Below are 21,996 nucleotides of genomic sequence, written 5' to 3'. Positions count from 1 at the left end.
GGCCCCGACCGGCGATCGCCGATCGGGGCCCACGCGACCACCTCACGCCCGGCGCAGCCGGAGGCTGTTCAGCACGACGAACACGCTCGAGAACGCCATCGCCGCGCCCGCGATCATCGGGTTCAGGAAGCCCGCCGCGGCGAGCGGGATCGCCGCGACGTTGTAGGCGAAGGCCCAGAACAGGTTGCCCTTGATCGTGCGGAGCGTCGACCGCGCGAGCGAGATCGCGTCGGCGATCGCCCCCGGCTCGTCGCGCGTGAGTGCGAGGTCGCTCGCCGAGGCCGCGGCATCCGTGCCCCCGCCCATCGCGATGCCGAGGTCGGCCGCTGCGAGTGCCGCGGCATCGTTCACGCCGTCGCCGACCATCGCGACCCTGTGCCCGTCGGCCTGCTCGCGGCGCACGATCTCGAGCTTGCCCTCTGGGCTCACCCCCGCGTGCACCTCGTCGATGCCGAGTTCGGCGGCGACGCGCGCCGCCGGGCGCTCGGCGTCGCCGGTCACGAGCGCCGGGCGGAGGCCGAGACCGCGCAGCCGGTCGACCGCCCCGCGAGCGCCGTCCCGTACCCGGTCGCCGACCTCGATGAGCGCCTCGACCTCGCCGCCCGTTCCGACGGCGACGAGCGTGTGGTCGGAGGCGGCGGCGCGTGCCTCGAGGGTCGCGGGCATGCGGTAGCCGAGCTCGACGAGGAAGGCCGGTCGGCCTGCCGCGGCGGGAACGCCGTCGACGACGCCCGTCACGCCGAGGCCGGCGTGGGCGCGGAATCCGCTCACGTGCACGCTGCGCCACTCCGACGCCGAGGCATCCGCCCCATCGACGATCGCCCGCGCGACCGGGTGCTCGGAGCCGCGCTCGAGCGCCGCTGCGATGTCGAGCGCCGCACCGCCGCCGACACTGTCGGCGCCGGAACCGTCGGCGGTCGTGACGCCGGTGAGGCTCATGCGACCGGTGGTCAGCGTGCCCGTCTTGTCGAGCAGGATGGTGTCGACGTCGCCGGCGCGGTCGAGCGCGTCGGGCCCCGTGATGAGGATGCCGCGTTCGGCGCCCCGCCCCGTGCCGACGAGGATCGCCATCGGCGTCGCGAGGCCGAGTGCACAGGGGCAGGCGATGACGAGCACGGCGACCGCCGCGGTGATGGCCTGCTCGACGGGGCTGCCCGTGGCGACCCAGACGATCGCGGTCCCCACGGCGAGCGCGATGACGATCGGCACGAACACCGCCGAGATGCGGTCGGCGAGGCGTTGCGCTCGCGACTTGCCGAGCTGCGCGTCCTCCACGAGACGCGCGATCTGCGCGAGTCGGGTGTCGGCCCCGACACGCTCGGCCGCGACCACGAGGCTCCCGCCGTGCACGATGGTCGCCGCAGTCACCGCGGTTCCGGGCGCCACGTCGACGGGTGCCGGCTCGCCGGTCAGCATGCTCTCGTCGACGCCGGCCTCGCCGCGCACGACGATCCCGTCAGCGGCGACGCGCTCACCCGGGCGCACGACGAACCGGTCGCCGGGGCGGAGGGTCTCGATGCGCACCCGCTCCTCGCGTTCCTCCGCGCCGTCGCCGCGAAGCACCGAGACCTCGCGCGGCGCGAGTTCGAGGAGCGTCCGCAACGACTGGCCCGCACGACGCTTCGAACGCTGCTCGAGCACGCGCCCGAGCAGCAGGATCGTGATGACCCCTGCGGCGACCTCGAGGTAGATGTCGCCGCCGGGCGTGCCCCGCACGCCGAAGGTCCACTCGTGGGTCATGCCCGGCATGCCCGCGTGCCCGAAGAAGAGCGCCCACAGCGACCAGGCGAACGCGGTGAGCGTGCCGAGCGAGACGAGCGTGTCCATCGTGAGCGAGCCGTGGCGCAGGTTCACCGCCGCTGCGCGGTGGAACGGCCAGCCGCCCCAGACCACGACCGGTGCCGCGAGCACGAGCGAGAACCACTGCCAGTAGGTGAACTGCAGCACCGGCACCATGGCGATCACGACGACCGGCACGGTGAGTGCGGCCGAGATCACGAGCCGGGTCATGAGCGGGTCGGATGCCGCGGCGGAGCGGACGTCGGGTCTTCGATCGGGTGCGACGTGCGCGTCGGGTGCGACGTGCGCGTCGGTCTCGACGTCGGCGCCCGCGTCTCCGAGTCCGTGGCCGACCGGCGCCTCGGGGACGTGCGCGGTGTAGCCGGCGGCCCGCACCGCTTCGACGAGCTCGTCGATCGACGTGGTGGACGGGAACGACACGCGTGCCTTCTCGGTCGCGAGGTTCACCTCGGCCTCGACGCCCTCGAGTCTCCCGAGGCGTTTCTCGACCCTCGAGACGCAGCTCGCACACGTCATGCCCTCGATGCCGAGGTCGATCGTGCGGGTCTCCTGCTGCAGTGTCATCCATCTCTCCTTGGTTGATCGCCGAGTCCCAACAGTACCCCCCTGGGGTATCTGGCGCAAACGGGGTATCCTGTTCAGGTGATCGAGGACATCAAGAAGCGCGCACTGCACCGCACGAAGATCATCGAGGGCCAATTGCGCGGCATCGAGAAGATGATCGACAACGACGACTACTGCGTCGACATCATCACGCTCTCGCTCGCCGTGCAGAAGTCGCTCGGCTCCCTCAACAAGCTCCTCGTCGAGAATCACCTGCGCACGCACGTGACCGAGATGTACGACGCCGGCGGCGAGCAGCGCGAGGCCGCCGTGGCCGAGCTCGTGCGCATCTTCGAGCTCTCCAACAACCGGGGGTAGGCGAGCGGATGCCGCGCATCGAGCTGGTCACGGGAGATATCACCGTGCAGCACGTCGATGCCGTCGTGAACGCGGCCAACTCCTCGCTGCTCGGCGGCGGGGGCGTCGACGGAGCGATCCACGCGGCCGGCGGGCCCGAGATCCTCGCGGAGTGCCGTCGTCTTCGTGCCATCACCCTGCCCGACGGGCTCCCGACGGGCGAGGCCGTCGCGACGACCGCGGGCCGGCTTCCCGCACGCTGGGTCATCCACACCGTGGGGCCCGTGTGGCCGGGCGGGCCCGGCCCTGAAGCCGACGCCCGGCGCCTGCTGCTCGCCGCCGCCTACCGCAACTCGCTCGGCCTCGCCGAGTCGCTCGGAGCGGCATCCGTCGCCCTCCCCGCCGTCTCGGCCGGGGTGTACGGCTGGCCGGCTCCGGATGCCGCGCGCGTGGCCCTCTCGACGGCGGCCGAAGCGACCTCGCCCGAGCTCATCCGATTCGTGCTCTTCTCCCCCGCCATGCACGACGTCTTCGCCGACGCGGCGGCGGCACTCGGCATCGCCGCGGGAACCCCCGACTGAGTCCCGCCGCTCAGGTGCCCGGCGCGGTGACCGCCAGCCAGTCGTCGAGCTCGCTCGGCTCGTCGGTGATGATGCCGTCGACGCCGAGGGCGCTCACCTCCTCCCAGTGCTCATGGCTGTTCAGGGTGTAGCAGAGCACGGCGATGCCGGCGTCGTGCAGGGCGACGAGCGCGCCGGGCTGGGCGGTGACGGATGCCGCGGTGGTGCCGATCCCGATGACCCCGAGTCGTTCGGCCATGGGCACGGGGTTCGCGGGAAGTTCCCGGGCGAGCATGATGCGGGGAATCGTCGGTGCGACGCGCTGCAGGGCGAAGAGCGTCTCGAGGCTGAAGCTCTGGAGCACGACCCGGCCGCGGAGCCCGTGCTGCTCGATGAGCCCCGTCACCGCGCGAATGCCCTCGGCGCGCCAGTCGGCCTTCAGCTCGATGAGCGCCCGCGCATCGCTGCGATCCGCGAGCGCCTCGAGGAAGGCGTCGAGCGTCGGGATGCGCGTCCCCGCGAACTCCTCGCCGTACCAGGCACCGGCATCGAGTCGGCCGACGGCGGCGGCATCGAGCTCGCCGATCGAACGGGTGTCACCCGTGATGCGCTCGAGCGTCGTGTCGTGGAACAGCACGGGCACCCCGTCGCTCGTGAGCTGCACGTCGGTCTCGACGAACGCGAGTTCGTCCATCGCGCGCTCGAGCGAGGGCATCGTGTTCTCGGGAGCCGCTGCGCGGTCACCGCGATGGCCGACCGTGAAGGCGGGCTCCCCCGGTTCGCGGAGCGCTCCGAAGACGTCGATGGCGTAGACGGTCGGGGGCACTTGCGCGAAGAGCAGCACGCCGGCCAGCACCCCGACGGCGAGGGTCGCGAGCGTGATCCGCACCCCGCGCGGCGGCGGGGTCAACGGGTGCGGGCGGCGGGCGGCGCCGGCGGCGGGTTCGGGCGTTCGGGTGGCACGGGCGGCTCGGGCGGGCCGACGACGCCGGGTCGCCGAGGCGACCGTGTCGAGGGGGTGGAACACGGGTTCGGGCCTTTCCACCGTCGCGCGCCATTGCGCGATCGGTGCAGGTCACTCTAGCAACACCGTTACCGTTTCGTTATCTCCCATTCGTGGGTCATCCGCGGCGTCCGCGTCATCGGAGGGAGGCGTGCGGGTACTCGGCCGATCGACGCTGGAACTCGAGGACGGCCGGGTTGCGGATCCGGCCGCCGGCGATCTCGGTGGCGCGATCGATCGTCTCCGACGCCGCCCACGCCTCAGGTCCTTCCATGACCGAACGCAGGAACGGCATCAGGGCCTCGCTGATCTCCCACGTGGCGGAGTTCCAGAGGTAGGACGGACTGTGGTCGACGGCGTAGTAGTTCGTCGACTCCCCCACGGTGAACATCGGGTCCTCGAACGAGGTCGGGCGAGCCCAGCTGAAACCCATTCCGGCGTCGACCGACACGTCGACGATGAGGCTGCCCGGCCGGAAGTGCCCGAGGTCCTCGGTGCGCAGGTAGGTCAGCGGCGAATTCGGGTCCTGGAGTGTGCAGTTCACCACGATGTCCCGCTCGGCGAGGAACGGCGCCAGCGCGACCGGCCCGTCGTCGGTGTTGACCGTGCTCTCGTAGGGCGCCTCCGGATTGTGCTCGAACTGGATGATGTCGACCGATGGGATCGGCGAGCTCACCGCGGCGGTGTCGCGGTTGGTGAGCACTCGGACGTCGTGTATGCCGTGGGCGTTCAACGCCGTCACTGCGCCTCGCGCGGTCGCCCCGAAGCCGATGACGACCGCGCTCAGGCGTCGCCCGTAGTCGCCCGTCGACCCGCACAGCTGCAGGGCGTGCAGCACCGAGCAGTACCCGGCGAGTTCGTTGTTCTTGTGGAACACGTGCAGGCCGAAGCCCCCGCCGGCGGTCCAGTGGTTCATCGCCTCCCAGGCGATGAGGGTGAGTCGCTTGTCGATGGCGAGCTGGGTCAGCTCGCGGTCCTGCACGCAATGCGGCCAGCCCCACAGCACCTGGCCGTCGCGGAGCTCTTCGAGGTCGGCGGACTGCGGTTTCGGCAGCAGCACCACGTCGCTCCGCGCGATGACCTCCTCGCGGGTGCCGAGCGCTCCGACGAGCGGCTGGAGCTGGGCATCGGAGATCCCGAAGCGCTCACCGTAGCCGCGCTCGAGGATCATGCGCTCCCGAAGATCGGGATCGATGCGTTCCAGATGCGACGGATGCAGCGGCAGCCGCTTCTCGTCGGGCTTGCGCGAATGCGCGAGCACCCCGAGAACGAGGAGTTGAGCGGTCGTGCTGGCCATTTCGGGACGTCCTGTCTCCCGCCGGTGCGTGCGCGACGGATTCTCTCAGAGGAATCCGCGAGGAACTGGTCGCCGTCGAATCACCGGCCGTGCGATCGACGGCCTGTCCTGAGGCTACGCCATGCCGTCGCTGCCGCCGCCGGCGCCGTCAGCGTGCTGCGTCGGGATCGTCGCCGCGCAGCGCCTCGGCCTCGGCCGTGATCCGGTTCGCCATGCCCGCGAAGATGATGCCGTGGAACGGGAGGATCGCCCACCAGTAGAGGCGGCCCGAGAGCCCCTTGGGGAAGAAGATCGCTCGTTGGCGGTACTCGGCACCGCCCTCCGACGGCCGCACGGCGAGCTCCAACCACGCCCGCCCCGGCACCCGCATCTCGGCGCGGAGACGAAGGAAGCTCCCGCGGTCGATGGCCTCGACGCGCCAGAAGTCGACGGCGTCGCCCACGTGCAGCGTCTCGGGGTCGCGCCGCCCTCGTCGAAGGCCGACGCCGCCGGTCAGCTTGTCGATCCACCCGCGTGCGGCCCAGGCGAGCGGGAAGGAGTACCAGCCGTTCTCGCCGCCGACGCCTTCGACGACGCGCCAGAGCTCCTGGGCGGCCGCCGAGGTGCGACGCTCCCGTTCATCCAGGTAGACCGTGTGCCCGGCCCAGTCGGGATCGCTCGGCAACGGGTCGCTCGGCGCGCCGGCGACCTCGGCGTTGCGCCAGCTCGTCTCGACCTCGCCGGCCCGCTCGCGCTCGAGCGCCAACCGCACCGCGACCCGGTAGGGCAGCAGCCCCTCCGCGGGCGGCGGAATCACGTCGTCGATGTCGTGATCGCCCATCACGCAGTCGAACTGGAGCGACTCGATGATCGGCACGGCGATGCGACGCGGGATCGGTGTCACGAGGTTGACCCATTGCCCCGCGAGCCACGGCGTCAGCACGGGGAGGGCTGCGATCGGTCGTTGCGGCAACCCGGCCTCGACCGCGTAGCCGTTCATGAGCTGCCCGTAACGGAGGATGTCGGGGCCGCCGATGTCGAGGGAACGGCTCACCGGAAGCGGCACCTCGGCCGCGGCGACCAGGTAGTAGAGCACGTCGCGGACCGCGATGGGCTGGATGAAGCTGCGCACCCAGCGCGGTGCGGGCATGTACGGGAGCACCTCGGTGAGGTGGCGGATCATCTCGAACGACGTCGACCCCGACCCGATGATCACCCCCGCCTGCAACACGATCGTGGGCACACCGGAGGCGAGCAGGATCTCGCCGACCTGCGTGCGCGAGCGCAGGTGCCGCGACAGGCGCTCGCCGTCGGGGTGCAGGCCGCCGAGGTACACCAGCCGGGACACTCCGTGCTCGCGGGCAGCTCTCGCGACGTTCTCGGCGATGCGCTGCTCGGTCGCCTCGAAGTCGTCGCGGCCGCCCATCGAGTGCACCAGGTAGTAGACGACGTCGACACCCGTCATCGCGGCGTCGACGGACTCCCGATCGACGAGATCACCCGCGACGACGTCGACGTCACCGCGCCAGGGCACGTCGCGCAGGCGCTCGGGCCGACGGGCGAGCACGCGGACCTCGTGACCCGCGGCCATGAGCCTCGGCACCAGTCGTCCGCCGATGTATCCGGTCGCCCCGGTCACGAGCACACGCACACGCCACCTCCCCAGGCCGACGAACGGGACTACGAGCGTTCGTTGCCTCGACGATAGTTGCCGCTCGCCCGGGCCAGCAGGTGTTGCGCGTGCGCGTCGTCGGCGCGCTGCAGCGACGCCACGAGGCGTGCGGCATCCCGCCCGCCGACGGTCATCACCGGCTGGCCTCCCCGCGAGACGATCACCCCGCCCTGCTTCGTGATGCGGTACTCGAAGGGGTCGGTCGCGAGCCGGCCCCGCTCGTCTGACGCGCCGTTGCGTCCGGACATCTCGCTCCTATCGCAGGCTCTTCGTGTGCCAGACCGTCTTGGTCTCGGTGAACGCGGCGATGCGCCCGAGCGCCGGCGCCGCGGCATCCGCGCCCGACTCCGGTCGCAGCACCCGCTTCAGCGTGTCGGCCGCGTCGATCTCGAGCGAGACCCAGTCGAGCGCACCGGCGCCCACGAGGTCGAGCGCGTTGACGTCGGCGTGGCTCGCGAGCCACGGCGCGATCTCGGCGGGCGAACCGGTGAGCACGTTGACGACGCCCTTCGGCACGTCGCTCGTCGCGAGCACCTCGGAGAGGCTGATCGCCGAGAGCGGGAACCGCTCGCTCGCGACCGCGACGACCGAGTTGCCCGCGACGAGCGCGGGCGCGATCGCGGAGACGAAGCCGAGCAGCGACGAGTCCTGCGGCACGACGATCGCCACGACGCCGGTGGGCTCGGGCACGGAGATGTTGAAGTACGGCCCGGCGACGGGGTTGGCGTTGCCGACGACCTGGGCGAACTTGTCGGCCCAGCCCGCGTACCAGACCCAGCGGTCGATCGCCTCGTCGACCTGAGCGGATGCCGCGGCGCGCGTGACCCCCTCGGCCTCCTCGATCTCGGCGACGAACTGCGCCCGACGCCCCTCGAGGAGTTCGGCGATGCGGTAGAGCACCTGACCGCGGTTGTACGCGGTGGCGCCCGACCAGCCCGAGACGGCGCCGCGTGCGGCGACGACCGCGTCGCGGGCGTCCTTGCGGGAGGCCAGCGCGGCGTTCGCGAGGAACGAGCCGTCGGCGGCGAGCACCTCGTAGGTGCGGCCCGACTCGCTGCGGGGGAAGGCGCCGCCGATGTAGAGCTTGTACGTCTTCGGCACGGCGAGGCGGCTCATCGCTTCGATCCCTTCGTGGCGGTCTTGGACATTCGGGCGGGCTTGGCCGCGCGCGAGCGCTTGGCGGGCGCCGAGGCATCCGCTTCGATGGCCGCCGACGATGCCGTGCCCGCGATCGCGGCGCGGCCGGTCACCGACTGCCCGATCGGGGCGGGTGCGAGGTAGGCGCCCAGACCGTGGCGGCCGCCCTCGCGGCCGTAGCCCGACTCCTTGTAGCCGCCGAAGGGCGACGCGGGGTCGAAGCGGTTGAAGGTGTTCGCCCAGATCACGCCGGCGCGCAGCTGGTCGGCGACCGCGAGGATGCGGCTGCCCTTGTCGGTCCAGATGCCCGCCGAGAGCCCGTAGGGGGTGTTGTTGGCCTTCGCGATGGCCTCGGCCGGGGTGCGGAACGTCAGCACCGACAGCACGGGGCCGAAGATCTCCTCGCGGGCGATGCGACTCGAGGTCTGCACGCCGGTGAAGATCGTCGGTGCGAACCAGAAGCCGTTCTCGGGGATGTCGCACGGCGCGGTCCAGCGTTCGGCGCCCTCGGCCACTCCGATGTCGGAGAGGGTGCGGATGCGCTCGAGCTGCTCCTTCGAGTTGATCGCGCCGATGTCGGTGTTCTTGTCGAGCGGGTCGCCGAGGCGCAGGGTCGAGAGCCGCAGCTTCAGTCGCTCGACGACCTCGTCGTGGACGTTCTCCTGCACGAGCAGTCGCGAACCGGCGCAGCAGACGTGCCCCTGGTTGAAGAAGATCCCGTTGACGATGCCCTCGATGGCCTGGTCGATCGGCGCGTCGTCGAAGACGATGTTCGCGGCCTTGCCGCCGAGCTCGAGCGTCACCTTCTTGTCGGTGCCGGCGACCTGCTTGGCGATCGCACGGCCCACGCCGGTCGATCCAGTGAAGGCGACCTTGTCGACGCCCTCGTGCGAGACGAGTGCCGCGCCGGTGTCGCCCGCGCCCGTGATGATGTTCACGACGCCGGGCGGCAGCTCGGCCTGCTGCAGGATCTCGGCGAAGATGAGGGCCGTGAGCGGGGTCGTCTCAGCGGGCTTCAGCACGACGGTGTTGCCGGCGGCGAGCGCCGGGGCGATCTTCCACGCGAGCATGAGGAGCGGGAAGTTCCACGGGATCACCTGCGCGGCGACGCCGAGCGAGCGCGGGTTCGCGCCGAGGCCGGCGTGATCGAGCTTGTCGGCCCAGCCGGCGTAGTAGAAGAACCAGGCGGCGACGAGGGGCACGTCGACGTCGCGCGACTCCTTGATGGGCTTGCCGTTGTCGAGCGACTCGGCGACGGCGAGCTCGCGGGCGCGCTCCTGCACGAGGCGGGCGATGCGGAAGAGGTACTTGCCGCGGTCGCGACCGCTCATCTTCGACCAGGTGCGGTCGTAGGCGCGTCGTGCGGCCGCCACTGCGGCATCGACGTCGGCGGCGTTCGCGTTCGCGATCATCGCGATGCGCTCTTCGGTCGCGGGGCTGATGGTCTGGAAGGGCTCGCCGCGGCCGTCGACGAACTCGCCGTCGATGAAGAGGCCGTAGCTGTCGCGGAGCGAGAGGATCGCGCGCGACTCGGGTGCGGGTGCGTAGTCGAGGAAGCTCATGATTTCCGTCTCAGTCGATCGTCACGTAGTCGGCGCCGGAGTAGTGCCCGGTCGCGATCTTCTGCCGCTGCAGCAGCACGTCGTTCAGGAGGCTCGAGGCGCCGAAGCGGAAGAGGTGCGGCTGCAGCCAGTCTTCACCGACGGTCTCGGCGACCGTCACGAGGTACTTGATGGCGTCCTTCGACGAGCGGATGCCGCCGGCCGGCTTCACGCCGATGCGCTGGCCCGTGGCCAGATGCCAGTCGCGCACGACCTCGAGCATGAGGAGGGTGACGGGCAGCGTCGCCGCGGGGGCCACCTTGCCGGTCGAGGTCTTGATGAAGTCGCCGCCCGCGAGGATCGAGAGCCACGATGCGCGGCGCACGTTGTCGTAGGTGACGAGTTCGCCGGTCTCGAGGATCACCTTGAGGCTCGCGCTCGTGCCGTCGGGCCGGGCGCAGGCCGCCTTCACAGCGGCGATCTGGTCGAAGACGAGGCCGTATCGACCGGCGAGGAAGGCACCGCGATCGATGACCATGTCGATCTCGTCGGCGCCGGCCGCAACCGCCTCCGCCGTGTCGGCGAGCTTGATGTCGAGCGAGGCGCGGCCGCTCGGGAACGCCGTCGCGACCGCGGCGACGGAGATGAGCCCGTCGTCGGGGTCTCCGTGGGCGCCGCCCAGGGCCTCGACGGCGAACGGCACCATGTCGCCGTAGACGCAGACGGCGGCGACGCGCGGCGTCGTCGCATCCGACGGGTCGGGGTTCAGCGCCTTCGCGACGAGGGAGCGCACCTTTCCGGGGGTGTCGGCGCCCTCGAGCGTCGTGAGGTCGATGAGCTCGATGATGCGGTCGAGCGCCCACTTCTTGGAGCTCGTCTTGATCGAGCGGGTGCCGAGCCCGGCAGCGCGCTGCTCGAGTCCGACGGCGTCGACGCCCGGGATGCCGTGGAGGTAGCGCCGCAGGGTCGCATCGTCGGGCTCACCGCCGAGCACGGCGATGGCCCGCTCGCGGGCTGAGACGAGGGAGGTGCCTGTCATGAGAGGAGACCTGGCTTTCGTGAGTGGTGCGGAGACGGCGGCGTCAGCCGTCGAGGAGGTGGAGGGCGGTGGCTTCGTCGGTGACGAGCACCGAGCAGAGCCGGCTGCGCACGACCGCGTCGGCGACGGCGTGCTTGCCCGGCCCCGAGACGACGGCGATCGCGAGCTGCGCGCGGCGCAGCTCGTCGAGGGTGAGGCCGACGGTGCGCGCGTCGAGCGCGGGGTCGACGATGTTGCCGTCGGAGTCGATGTACCGACCGACGACGTCGCCGACCGCGCCCTTCTGCACGAGCAGGTCGACGTCGGGCACCGAGAGGTACCCGCTCTCGACGTGCACCGAGGAGTGGTCGGCTGCACCGGCGCTGAAGAGGTAGGCGTCGGCCGAGCGCGCGAGGTCGATGACGCCCGCGACGACGCGATCGGACTCGATCGCCTCTTTCGTCTCGAGCCGTTCGAGGATCGCGGGACTCGGCAGCAGGGTCGCGCTGCCGCCGCCCTTCTGGGCGATGCCGACGGCGGTCGCCGCAGCGGTGCCGGGCCGCCGGTTGAGGCTGACCCCGCCGTTGATCTGCACGACGTTGACGCCCGTGGCCCAGCCCTGGCGCAGGTGCTGGGAGATCTCGAAGAGCGTGCGGCCCCAGCTCACGCCGAGCGTGCGCGGTACCGGACGCAGGGCGGTGAGGTAGTCGGCCGCCGCCTGGGCGGTGCGCGCCTGCAGTTCTTCGGGCGACGTCACGCCGGCCGTCGAGACGACGATCGCATCGGCGAGTCCGCGCTCGTCGCGCAGTCGCCGCTCGATCGGCAGTCGCCTTGCACGAGGGTGCAGGATCTCGATGCGGATGAACCCGCGCTGCTTCGCCTGCGCGAGGAGCCGCCCGACCTTCCACCGGGTGAGGCGCAGTGCCTGCCCGATCTCGTCTTGGGTCTTGTTCTCCTCGTAGTAGAGCTCAGCAGCCCTGATCGAGAGCAGTTCGTCGATCTCGTCCATGCGCCTCCTCGTTCCACTCCAGCGTAGGCACGTGGATGCGCATCAGCAACACTCGCGGGCAATCGTGCTCACATGAGCACACCACCGACGGATGCCGCGCGCGCTCGCAGCACCGCGCACGCATGCTCCGCGCGCGGAGGACGAGCCGGGCCCGCGCCGACGAGCCGCCGGTCAGCGAACGAGCGAGTGCTCGTCCTCGAGGTAGCGGGGGCGGGCGACGACCGCACCGGCGATCGCCGCCGGCACAGCCGAGGCGAGCAGGAACAGGATCGGCCACGTCCACCCGCCGGTCGCCTCGTGCAGGAGCCCGACCACGAGCGGCCCGACGGCGACGATGAGGTACCCGCCCGACTGCACGAAGCCCGAGAGCGCAACCGCACCGGCATGGGTGCGGGTGCGCAGGTTGATGAGCACCAGGGCGAGCGGGAACAGCAGCGGGCCGATGCCCGCGAGCGCGACCCACAGCCACGTCGCGGAGCCCGGCACCAGCAGCAGCCCGAGGTAGCCGACCACGAAGGTCGCGACCGCGATCGTGACGAGCAGCCCGACCTTGCCGTACCGGGAGGCGAGGAGCGGCACGAGCAGCCCGGCCGGCAGTCCCATGGCGGCGTAGAGCGAGAGCAGCGCGCCCGCCTCGGCGGGAGAGACGCCCGCGATGTCGTGCAGGATGGTCGGCAGCCACGCGAAGGCCGCATAGGCGTTGAAGCCCGAGACGGCGAACACGATCGTGAGCGACCACGCGAGCGGCGAGCGCACCGCGTACCGGAGCAGGCCGGGGTCGGCCTCTTCGGGCAGCGCCTCGACCGCACGGGCCCTCGGATGCACGAGCATCGCGATCCACGGCACGAGCGAGATCGCCGCGACCAGGGCCCACTCGCCGAGCGAGACGCGCCAGCCCGCCGCGTCCGCCACCGGCACGGCGATGAGCGGCGGCGTGAAGGTGCTGATCGACATCGCGGTCACGTAGATCGTCGTGACGAGGCCGATGCGATCGGGGAAGTACCGCTTCACGAGGGGCGGCAGCAGCACGTTTCCGACGCCGATCGCCGCGAAGGTCACGGCCGAGGCGACCACGAGCCAGAGCGCCGAACCCACGAGGCCGCGACCGGCGAGTCCGAGCGAGAGCGCCACGAGCGCGATGATGAGCGTCACCTCGAGCCCGAGGCGCTTCGCGACCATCGGCGTCAGGATGCCGAAGAGCGCGTAGCAGAGCGGCGGCAGCATACCGAGGAAGCCCACGACCGCCGGCGCGAGCGGCACTTCGGCCTCGAGCTGGCCGAGGATCGGCGAGAGCGAGGCCACCGCCGTGCGGAGGTTGAACGCCACGAGCACGATGCCCACGAGGGCGAGGGACCGACCCGCCCAGAGCGGTCGGGGCGGGAGCGAGGTCATCCCCTCGAGTCTACGGGCGGAGCCGTTCGCGCTCAGCCGGCGAGGATGACGCGCGAGCGCTCGACGTCGTCGCGGATCGTGTCGACGAGCGCCTCGATGCTCGTGAACGCCACCATGCCCCGGATGCGCTCGACGAACTCGACGTCGACGACGTGGTCGTAGAGGTCGAGTTCGCGGTCGAGCACGTACGCCTCGACCTGCTTCTTCGCGACGCCCTGGAAGGTCGGGTTGTCGCCGACCGAGATCGCGGCCGGGTACCGAGTGCCGGCGTCGGTGAGCCAGCCGGCGTACACGCCGTCGGCCGGGATGAGCCCTTCGGACTCGGGCGAGAGGTTCGCCGTCGGGTAGCCCAGCTCGCGTCCTCTGGCCGCTCCGTGCACGACGATGCCCGTCACGGTCGGCGTGTGGCCGAGCAGCTCGGTCGCCTGTCGCACGTCGCCGTCGGCGAGGAGCTCGCGGATCCACGTCGAGGAGACCCGCCGCTCCCCCTCCGGCCGAACGTCGTCGACGACATCCACCGTGAACCCGAACTTCGCACCGAGTTCGACGAGCAGCGGCACGTCACCGGCCCCGCGGGCGCCGTAGCGGAAGTCGGCGCCGACGAGCACGGCCTTGGCATCGAGCGCATCGACCAGCACGCGCTCGACGAACTCGGTGGCCGGCACCGAGGCGAGCGCCCGGTCGAACGGCAGCAGCAGTGTCGCGTCGACGCCCGTCGTGGCGAGCAGCTCGAGCTTCTGCCGCACGCTCACGAGCGAGTCGGGGCACTTGTCGGGGGCCAGCAGGGCCAACGGGTTGCGGTCGAACGTGACGACGATCGTCGCGAGCTCGCGCTCCTCGGCGATGGCGCGCGCGCGTGCGATGACCGCTCGGTGGCCCTGGTGCACTCCGTCGAACTTGCCGATCGTCACGACCGACGGGCCGATGCCCGACGGCACGGCGCCGAGTCCCTTGAAGGTCTTCACGAGGCATCCGCTCCCGAGATCGGACGGTGGCGCGCGAGCCACCACATGCCGAGCACCGGCAGCACGAGCGGGATGAACAGGTAGCCGGCACCGAACCGCGACCACACGGTGTCATGCGGGAAGAGCTCGGGGAAGACGATGCTGAAGGTGCCGATCACGATCACGCCCGTGAACTCGAACACGATCGTCGCCCACGCCACGCGGTACCAGGCGATGCCGGGCCGGACCAGCGCGATCGTCGCGACGATGTAGACGACGGCCGCGAGCGCCGAGAGCGTGTAGGCGAGCGGCGCCTCGTCGAACTTGGATGCGATCTGCACGAACGAACGACCGGTCGCCGCGAGCGCGAGCACCCCGTAGACCGCCACGAGCACCCGCCCGATGCCGCTCATCCGTCGACCTTCTCGTGCCTCCGGTCGGGCACTGCGCACGTCACTCATGTCGATCGATTCTCTCAGACCGCCGCTCACGCCTGCTGCACCGTCCAGATCTGGAACATGCGGTAGACCATCACGCCCACCGAGAGGGCGGCGACGCCGAGGATGACCGTCGACCAGCGATTGCGTTCGAGGAGCGCCCAGAAGGCCGCAGCCGGCGGCAGGATGAGCGCCCCGACGAGGTACGTGCCGAACTCGAGCACGCTGCCCGTCGGCTCGTTGCCGAGCGACGGGGCGACGAACGCCACGACGACCTGCACGAGGAGCAGCACCTCGACGATGCCGAGCGCGCCGATGGTGAGGTCGCTCGGCACGCGGCCGGCGAGCCCCAACGCGATGCAGAGCAGTCCGGCGACGACCGCCACCGCGAGCTGCACCCAGGTGAACCACTCGATCATGCTTCGGGCTCCTGCGACTCGGCCGACCCCTGCGACTCGGCGGGCGGGAATCCGGTGACGACCTTCAGCTGCCGCCCGCGCGGCTCGACGATGGCGACCAGGTGATCGTCGAGGTCGACGGCGGCGAGGACCGAGGGCAGCGGGGCGTCGGATGCCTCGAGGCCGGCCACCGCCTCGACGTCGACGCGCTTGCCGTGGCCCAGGTCGACGGCCTGCTGGGCCGTGAGGGTCACGATCGGGAGCGCCCGCCGCGCGGCATCCGCTGGGCTCATGATGGCGCTCGCGACGTCGAATCCCTCGAGCTCGCCGGCCTCGTCGACGCCGAATCGCCCGATGCGCGTGCGCCGCAGCGCCGTCAGGTGACCGCCCGTGCCGAGTGCCGCGCCGAGATCTCTCGCGAGTGCGCGGATGTACGTGCCCGACGAGCATTCGACGCGGACGTCGACGTCGAGGTGGCCGTCGCCGACGCGGAACGCGAGCGGCTCGAACGCCGAGACGGTGACGCGGCGCGATGCGAGCTCGACGGTCTCGCCGTCGCGCACCCGCTGGTACGCGCGCTTGCCGGCGACCTTGATGGCGCTGACCGCGCTCGGCACCTGTTCGATCTCCCCCGTGAGCGGCGCGATCGCCGCCACGACGGCGGCTTCCGTGACGGCGGCGACGACGGATGCGGGAGCCGCTTCGAGCGCTTCGCCCTCCGCGTCGTCGGTCGTCGTGTTCCAGCCGAGGCGGATGGTGGCGAGGTACTCCTTGTCGAGACCGACGAGGTAGTGCAGGAGGCGCGTCGCGCCGTTCACGCCCAGGACGAGGAGGCCCGTGGCCATCGGGTCGAGGGTGCCCGCGTGGCCGATCTTTCGCGTGCCGGCAAGGCGGCGCATGCGCGAGACCACGTCGTGGCTCGTGATTCCCTGCGGCTTGTCGACGAGGAGGATGCCGCTGTTCACGCGGTACAGGCTAACAGCCGTGCGCCGCCCGCCCGCGCCGCACGCCTACGCTGGAGCGGTGAGGATCGGCATCATCGGCGCAGGCGCGCTCGGCGGCACGTTCGCGGCACTGCTCTCGAAGGCCGGGCACGACGTGGAGGTCACGGCGCGCGGCGCGGGCCTCGCGGCGATCCGCGAGTCGGGCATCGCCCTGAGCGGCGCCTACGGCGAGGTGCGGGCCGACGTGACGGCCGGCGAACGGCTCACGACCCCGCCCGAACTCGTGCTCGTCTGCACCAAGGCCCAGGACGCGGCCTCCGCCATCGCCTCGAACGCCGATCTCATCGGCGACGTGCCGGTCGTGGTCGTGCAGAACGGCCTCGACGGCGTCGCGACCGCCGCACGGCTGCTCCCCCGCGCCTCGTGCATGGGGCTGCTCTCGATCATCGCCGCCAACTACACCGAACCCGGCGTCGTGCGCGTCACGACGCCCGCGACGAGCTACCTCGGCCGCGGCGACGGACCGGCCGACGCCGAGTGCACGCGCATCGCCGCCGTGCTCTCGGCGGCCGTTCCGGTCGTCGCGATCCACGGGTTCCGCGGTGCGCAGTGGACGAAGCTCGTCGTCAACATGCTGAACGCCGTGCCTGCGATCGTCGGGCGCAGCGTGCAGGACGTCGTCGACGATCGACGCCTTCGGCGCGTGGTCGCCGCCTCGATGCGGGAGACCGTGCGCGTCGGCGTCGCACAGGGCGTGCGGTTCGGCTCCCTGCAGGGGCTCGGCGACCGCCGCCTCCGGCTCTTCGCGCGTCTGCCGCTCGCGATCGGGCAGCTGCTGCCGTGGTCGATGCGCGTGCGCATGGGCGGCGTGCCGAACCTCGGATCGACGCAGCAGAGCATTCGCCGCGGCCAACCGACCGAGGTCGACTACCTCAACGGCGCGGTCGTGCGCGAGGCATCCGCCGTCGGCCTCGACGCCCCCGTGAACCGGGCGCTCACCGCGCTCGTGCACGAGGTCGAGGAGCGCGGCTCCTCCCTGCCGGTCGAGCGCGTGCTCGCCGACGTTCCCACCTGATCGGATGCCGCGGCGCCCGCCGCATCGATGAGACGACGAAGGGGGCCCGGCGAACCGGGCCCCCTCAGTCGGCTTCAGCGAACGCTACGCGCGCTTGCGGCGGATTCGAGCCACCACGAGGAACGCGAGTCCGGCGATCACGATGATGCCCGCGACGATCGCGATCGACGTACCGGCGAAACCGGTGCTGGCGAGTCCCGTGCCGTTCGACGCGGCGGGGGTGCCGCCTTCGCCGCCCGGAGGCGTGACCTTCGGGCCGAGGGCGCAGTTCGGCGAGGCCGGCGGGTAGGCGATCGCGACGTCGAGCTCGGGGTTCACTTCGAGCGTCGCCGTGATGTCACCACGGGTCCAGGCGAAGTTGTCGTCGACCTCGATCCACTTGTTGCCGACGAGCGCCCAGCCGGGCCATCCGTTGGCCTTGCCGTCGGCATCGACCGAAGCACCGGGCCACAGCACCTTGCCGGTGAGCGTGCCGTCGGCCTTGAGGTCGCCGAGCTTGATCGTCTCGGTGTTGGTGCCGTCGGTCATGACGAGCGAGGCCGTGTGGCTCGTCGCCTGCTCGTCGGGGTCGATCAGCTTGACCTTGAAATCGATCCACGGGGAGTCGGCGTCGCAGATGCCGGTGGCGAACGACCCCTCCAGTGTCGGCGCGATGCACTCGGTGTCATCGAACTCGTACTCGAAGGTGATCTCCTTCACGTCACCAGGGAAGTCGAACCCGTCCTGTGCCGTGGCCGTGACGATGACGGGGCCGTCGGCGGGAGTACCGGTAAAGCTCCAGTGCACCTGATCGGTGTTCTTGGGCAGGTCGACCATGTCGTCCGCCAGGCCGCACTTGTCGATCGCGTTCGGCACGGCCGGCACCGGCACCTCGGTCGGGCACGGAGTGCTGTCGAACGTCATCGGGAAGACCGTCTGCACGTCCTTGCCGAAGGCGTATCCCTTCTCGGCGACTGCGGTCACGGTGACGAGCCCGCCCTTCGTCGGGTCGCCGCTCACCTGCCACGACATGTGCTCGACCGCAGGGGGAAGCACGACGAGGTCGTCGTCCGCACCGCAGACATCCTTCTTCGTGGGCACGCCCTCGAAGGTGATGATCGTCGGCGGGCACGGCTCGTCGGTGAAGGTGTGCATGAACGACGTCACCGCGCCGGCCGGGAAGGCGTAGCCCACGGCCGCGACTGCGGTCACGGTCACCAGACCGCCGGCCTTCGGGTCGCCGACGACGTTCCAGCTCACGTGGTCGACAGCGGCCGGGAGCTCCAGAGCGTCACCGGTGAGCCCGCACTGCTCGATGAACTTCGGTTCGAGCGGCGCGGGGAGAACGCACGGCTCGGTGTCGAACTCGAAGTTCCAGGTCTTCGTGGTCGTTCCGTCGGCGAAGACGAAGCCCGCCTTCGTGGTCGCGGTGGCAGTGGCCTTGCCGCCGGCGATCGGGCTGATCACCCAGCTGACGCCTTCGACGGACTTCGGCTCGATGACGGCGTCGAGTGCGACACCGCATTCATCGACCTTCGCCGGCTTCGCGGGCACGGTGACCACGACAGGGCAGGGATCGTTCGTGAACGTGAACTTCCAGCTCTGCTCGGTCTTGCCGTTGTCGAAGACGAAGCCCGGCAGGGTCTTGGCCGTCGCGGTCGCAGCGTTGTTGTCGACCTTGCCGATCGTCCAGACGACACCGGTGGTCGCAGCGGGCTGGATGATGCGGTCGTCGTCGACGCCGCACTTGTCGGTCTTCTGCGGTTCAGCGGGCACGGCGATCTTCGTCGGCGGCTTCACGCAGTCCTCGTACTGCAACAGGCTCTGGTCGCCCTGTGCGGCATACTGCTTGCCCTTGTAGGAGAACGCCGGAATGATGTCCTCGCCCCACTGGTGCTTGAGGTGGCCGTTCACGACGGCCGAGACTGCGATCGTGATGCGGTTGTACGGGTTCTTCACATCGCTCTCGGTCGCGTGACAGATCGTGAGCTTCTTGGCCGACGGCGATTCGCCGCAGTCTCCCGCGAGCTTCTGCTTGAGCTGCCCGTCGGATCCCTTCGTCGCCCCGTTCCACGTCGTGAACGCGTAGACCCACGGCCCGAAGCTCTTCGTGTCGCCGGCCAGCTGCTCGGTGCCGAGCGTGATGGTCTTGTTGCCGGTCGTCGTGATCGGGCCGCGATCCATGCCCTTGGCGCTCGAAGGCGTCCCGTCGAATTTCGTGGAGCCGACGCGCCACATCGTGGTGCCCGTCTTGCCGCTCGGCACGTTCGAGAGGGTCAACGTGTACGTCACGTCGTACATGCCGGTCTCGGTGTTGCAGACGGCAGTGGCCTTGAGGTCGCCGGTGTGGGCGCTCGCGGGTGCCGCGACGCCGACGAGGGCGATTCCAGCACCGAGCGCGAGTGAGGTGAGGATCGCCGCGATGCGGCGGAATGGGGCTCTTGACGACCATCGCACGCGAGTGCGGGCATCGCCGTCGGCGTGCGCCAGAGCGGCGCCGGGCTTGCTCATTCGGGGTGTCTCCATCGGTCGGCCCGGCAGGGTGGTCGAATCCGAGGTGACGGCGGCGCTCAGGGCGCACAGCGATGTCGACGAGCGTTGGGGCGCTCGTCGACTGCGTCGGGTGGTTCGGGTGGTGATTCGGGTTCGCGTAGCCGGGGGGCTTGGCTGTGTCCCCCATTATGTCCTCAGAAACGGGGACACGTCACCCCTTTTCCTCATCGGGGTACGAAATACCTCCCGAATGGGGGACACGACGGCGACGAGCCGTTGCGGCGAGGCCCGTCAGCAGCTGTCGAAGAAGCGCCGACGCGGGTGCTCGGGGTCGCTGTTGTCGATGACGACGGATGCCTCGAGGCGCGGGTCGCTCTCGGCGTAGGCGATCCGGTCGGCGGGGTCGACCGGGTCGCCGTCGAGGGCGATCCGCACGTCCCAGAGCCCGGCGAGCCGCGGACGCAGCACGAAGCGACCGTCGAGCACGAGGATGGCGTCCTCGGGCCCCGTGATCCACTTCGGCTCGACCCAGGCGTCTCGAGTCGGGTCCCAGACCCGGGTGACGAACGCGGTGGATCCGCTGAGGCGGAACGGCTCGACGAGCACGCGGCGCAGCGCCGACTCGTCGAAGCCGTAGCGGTAGTACCGATCGGGGGTGTCGGCGCCGAACGCCGCCTGCGCCTCCCTCGAACGGTGGAAGCCCTCCATGCTCGCGCGGAACACCGAATGATCGCGCTCTTCGAGCACTGCCGCGAGATCGTCGGCGAGCTCGGTCTTGCCGCTCTGCAGCGGTCCGTCGATCGCGACGATCATGCGGCCGCGGCCGTGATGCTGCAGCACCTCGTCGGCGATCGAGCGCAGGAAGGTGACCCGGGGCGTGGTGACGAGCCTCATGCGATGAGCCTAGCTCCGCGGCATCCGCCTCGCCGTAGGCTGGACGGATGCCTCGAACGCCCGACGTCGACACGATCGCCCCCGCCGTCGTCGCATGGTTCGCGGATGCCGCGCGCCCGCTGCCGTGGCGCGCCGCCGACGTCTCGCCCTGGGCTGTGCTCGTGAGCGAGTTCATGCTGCAGCAGACGCAGGTCGCGCGGGTCGTGCCGAAATGGGAGGCGTGGATCGAGCGGTGGCCGACCCCGGCTGCACTCGCCGCCGAGCCGCCGTCCGAGGCGGTTCGCGCGTGGGATCGACTGGGCTATCCACGGCGGGCCCTCTGGCTCCATCGCGCCGCGGTCGAGATCGTCGAGCGCCACGGCGGCGAGGTGCCCGCCGACCTCGACGCCCTGCTCGCGCTGCAGGGCATCGGGCCGTACACGGCGCGTGCCATCGCCGCCTTCGCCTTCGGCCTGCGCGTGCCGGTCGTCGACACGAACACCCGCCGGGTCATCGCGCGCTCGGTCGCCGGGCAGGCGGAACCGGGGCCGCCGTCGACGGCACGTGATCTCGCCGCGATGGCGGCGCTGCTCCCCCGCGACGACGACGCAGCGCGCCGGTTCAACGCCGGCGCCATGGAGCTCGGCGCGACGATCTGCACCGCACGCGCGCCCGAGTGCGGCTCGTGCCCGATCGCCGGCGCCTGCGCGTGGCGAGCCGACGGGTATCCCGCGTACACCGGGCCACGGAAGGCCGGGCAGGCGCGCTTCGAAGGCTCCGACCGCCAGGTGCGCGGACTCGTCATGCGGGAGCTGAGGGCGGCGCACCGCCCAGTCGGGCGAGGCGAGCTCGAGCCCGTCTGGGCCGACGCCGCTCAGCTCGACCGCGCGCTCACGACGCTCGTCGCCGACGGCCTCGCCGTCTCGGACGCCGAGGGCTACCGCCTGCCCGAGGGGTGATCAGCGCGCGGCATCCGCTTCGTCGCCTTCGGCGACGCCGAAGTCGTCGTCTTCGTCGAACTCGCGCGGCTTGACGTACGGGTCGGCCTCGCCGGCGTACTCGGCCGTCGCGGCGAGCGACGCCGTCTCGGCGTCGCGCGTCTGCGCCTCGCGGAGGAGCGCGCTGATGTGCTCGGCGTTCTCGGGGATCGCGTCGGCGATGAACTCGAGCGTCGGGGTCAGTCGCGCCGTGATGTTGCGACCCACCTCGCTGCGGAGCATGCCCGTCGCGGCCTTCAACGCCTTGGCCGAGTCTTCGCGCTCTTCGTCGGTGCCGTACACCGTGTAGAAGATGCTCGCGTGCTGCAGGTCGCCCGTGACGCGAACGTCGGTGATGGTGACGAACCCGAGCCGCGGGTCGCGCAGCCCCTTGTCGAGCCGCTTGGCCACGATCTCCTTGATGCGATCGGCCATCTTCCTGGCCCGTGCCGGATCCGCCATGTCCTTACCCTTCTCTCGCCCCGCTCCGACCTGCGCCGGAGGGGTCCCGCTCTCTTGCCGAGTGAATCGGGGAAGGGGTCCCGCTCTCTTCACTCAGGAAGAGAGC

The 21,996-nt window shown here is 71.0% G+C and carries 21 protein-coding genes; 4 read left to right on the top strand and 17 right to left on the bottom strand.

The window, feature by feature from the left end; all coding sequences use genetic code 11:
- Positions 1–42: 42 nt before the first annotated feature.
- Positions 43–2,364 carry a heavy metal translocating P-type ATPase gene (locus ACFTQE_RS16095; RefSeq protein WP_376926021.1) on the bottom strand — a complete coding sequence of 774 codons (2,322 nt, stop codon included), beginning with the start codon at positions 2,362–2,364 and terminating at the stop codon, positions 43–45.
- 78 nt (positions 2,365–2,442) lie between these two features.
- On the opposite strand from ACFTQE_RS16095, the gene ACFTQE_RS16090 reads away from it, so the two are divergent.
- On the top strand, positions 2,443–2,721 hold the full coding sequence (locus ACFTQE_RS16090; RefSeq protein ID WP_179549725.1) for a metal-sensitive transcriptional regulator: 279 nt from the start codon (positions 2,443–2,445) through the stop codon (positions 2,719–2,721).
- 8 nt (positions 2,722–2,729) lie between these two features.
- A complete protein-coding gene (locus tag ACFTQE_RS16085) occupies positions 2,730–3,281 on the top strand; it encodes an O-acetyl-ADP-ribose deacetylase (protein ID WP_376926020.1) in 552 nt (183 codons plus the stop codon).
- A 10-nt stretch (positions 3,282–3,291) separates the two neighbouring features.
- Here ACFTQE_RS16085 and ACFTQE_RS16080 read toward each other — a convergent pair whose 3' ends face one another.
- The 13 genes from ACFTQE_RS16080 to truB form a co-directional block, all read right to left on the bottom strand.
- Positions 3,292–4,287 (bottom strand): glycerophosphodiester phosphodiesterase, encoded by a 996-nt coding sequence (locus ACFTQE_RS16080; protein WP_376926019.1) that lies wholly within the window; start codon positions 4,285–4,287, stop codon positions 3,292–3,294.
- A 112-nt stretch (positions 4,288–4,399) separates the two neighbouring features.
- Positions 4,400–5,560 carry a N(5)-(carboxyethyl)ornithine synthase gene (locus tag ACFTQE_RS16075; RefSeq protein WP_376926018.1) on the bottom strand — a complete coding sequence of 387 codons (1,161 nt, stop codon included), beginning with the start codon at positions 5,558–5,560 and terminating at the stop codon, positions 4,400–4,402.
- 148 nt (positions 5,561–5,708) lie between these two features.
- Positions 5,709–7,190 carry an SDR family oxidoreductase gene (locus ACFTQE_RS16070; protein WP_376926017.1) on the bottom strand — a complete coding sequence of 494 codons (1,482 nt, stop codon included), beginning with the start codon at positions 7,188–7,190 and terminating at the stop codon, positions 5,709–5,711.
- 29 nt (positions 7,191–7,219) lie between these two features.
- Positions 7,220–7,459, bottom strand: a complete 240-nt coding sequence (locus tag ACFTQE_RS16065; RefSeq protein WP_376926016.1) for a hypothetical protein — start codon at positions 7,457–7,459, stop codon at positions 7,220–7,222.
- A 7-nt stretch (positions 7,460–7,466) separates the two neighbouring features.
- Positions 7,467–8,327: an aldehyde dehydrogenase family protein gene (locus tag ACFTQE_RS16060; RefSeq protein ID WP_376926015.1), complete on the bottom strand. Its 861-nt coding sequence runs from the start codon at positions 8,325–8,327 to the stop codon at positions 7,467–7,469.
- Entirely contained in the window at positions 8,324–9,910 is a 1,587-nt protein-coding gene (locus ACFTQE_RS16055) for an aldehyde dehydrogenase family protein (protein ID WP_376926014.1), read from the bottom strand. The genes ACFTQE_RS16060 and ACFTQE_RS16055 overlap by 4 nt, the downstream gene beginning before the upstream one ends.
- A gap of 10 nt (positions 9,911–9,920) precedes the next feature.
- Positions 9,921–10,928 (bottom strand): deoxyribose-phosphate aldolase, encoded by a 1,008-nt coding sequence (gene deoC / locus ACFTQE_RS16050; RefSeq protein ID WP_376926013.1) that lies wholly within the window; start codon positions 10,926–10,928, stop codon positions 9,921–9,923.
- A gap of 43 nt (positions 10,929–10,971) precedes the next feature.
- Entirely contained in the window at positions 10,972–11,916 is a 945-nt protein-coding gene (locus tag ACFTQE_RS16045) for a sugar-binding transcriptional regulator (protein ID WP_376926012.1), read from the bottom strand.
- A gap of 171 nt (positions 11,917–12,087) precedes the next feature.
- Positions 12,088–13,308 (bottom strand): MFS transporter, encoded by a 1,221-nt coding sequence (locus ACFTQE_RS16040; RefSeq protein ID WP_376926011.1) that lies wholly within the window; start codon positions 13,306–13,308, stop codon positions 12,088–12,090.
- 32 nt (positions 13,309–13,340) lie between these two features.
- Positions 13,341–14,273: a bifunctional riboflavin kinase/FAD synthetase gene (locus ACFTQE_RS16035; protein ID WP_376926010.1), complete on the bottom strand. Its 933-nt coding sequence runs from the start codon at positions 14,271–14,273 to the stop codon at positions 13,341–13,343.
- Positions 14,270–14,665, bottom strand: a complete 396-nt coding sequence (locus ACFTQE_RS16030; RefSeq protein WP_376926009.1) for a hypothetical protein — start codon at positions 14,663–14,665, stop codon at positions 14,270–14,272. Before ACFTQE_RS16030 ends, ACFTQE_RS16035 begins: the two co-directional genes overlap by 4 nt.
- Positions 14,666–14,739: 74 nt before the next feature.
- Complete coding sequence (locus ACFTQE_RS16025) at positions 14,740–15,108, bottom strand: hypothetical protein (RefSeq protein ID WP_376926008.1); 369 nt, start codon at positions 15,106–15,108, stop codon at positions 14,740–14,742.
- On the bottom strand, positions 15,105–16,052 hold the full coding sequence (truB, locus tag ACFTQE_RS16020) for a tRNA pseudouridine(55) synthase TruB (RefSeq protein WP_376926007.1): 948 nt from the start codon (positions 16,050–16,052) through the stop codon (positions 15,105–15,107). The genes ACFTQE_RS16025 and truB overlap by 4 nt, the downstream gene beginning before the upstream one ends.
- Before the next feature lie 58 nt (positions 16,053–16,110).
- Here truB and ACFTQE_RS16015 point away from each other — a divergent pair, with 58 nt between their 5' ends.
- The gene (locus ACFTQE_RS16015) at positions 16,111–17,106 is read left to right on the top strand and encodes a ketopantoate reductase family protein (RefSeq protein ID WP_376926006.1); all 996 of its coding nucleotides are present in this window, start codon (positions 16,111–16,113) and stop codon (positions 17,104–17,106) included.
- An 84-nt stretch (positions 17,107–17,190) separates the two neighbouring features.
- On the opposite strand, the gene ACFTQE_RS16010 is transcribed toward ACFTQE_RS16015, so the two are convergent.
- Positions 17,191–19,596, bottom strand: a complete 2,406-nt coding sequence (locus ACFTQE_RS16010; RefSeq protein ID WP_376926005.1) for a hypothetical protein — start codon at positions 19,594–19,596, stop codon at positions 17,191–17,193.
- A gap of 273 nt (positions 19,597–19,869) precedes the next feature.
- Complete coding sequence (locus ACFTQE_RS16005) at positions 19,870–20,472, bottom strand: hypothetical protein (RefSeq protein WP_376926004.1); 603 nt, start codon at positions 20,470–20,472, stop codon at positions 19,870–19,872.
- Positions 20,473–20,519: 47 nt separating this feature from the next.
- On the opposite strand from ACFTQE_RS16005, the gene ACFTQE_RS16000 reads away from it, so the two are divergent.
- The gene (locus ACFTQE_RS16000; RefSeq protein WP_376926003.1) at positions 20,520–21,410 is read left to right on the top strand and encodes an A/G-specific adenine glycosylase; all 891 of its coding nucleotides are present in this window, start codon (positions 20,520–20,522) and stop codon (positions 21,408–21,410) included.
- Here ACFTQE_RS16000 and rbfA read toward each other — a convergent pair whose 3' ends face one another.
- Complete coding sequence (gene rbfA, locus ACFTQE_RS15995; protein ID WP_376926002.1) at positions 21,411–21,890, bottom strand: 30S ribosome-binding factor RbfA; 480 nt, start codon at positions 21,888–21,890, stop codon at positions 21,411–21,413. It lies immediately after the preceding gene.
- Between the last annotated feature and the right edge of the window lie 106 nt (positions 21,891–21,996).

The organism is Agromyces sp. NPDC056965, assembly GCF_042673425.1.
Taxonomy (GTDB): domain Bacteria; phylum Actinomycetota; class Actinomycetes; order Actinomycetales; family Microbacteriaceae; genus Agromyces.
The sequence above is the reverse complement of the archived record's forward strand: the minus strand, read 5'-3'. Positions and strand labels throughout refer to the sequence as shown.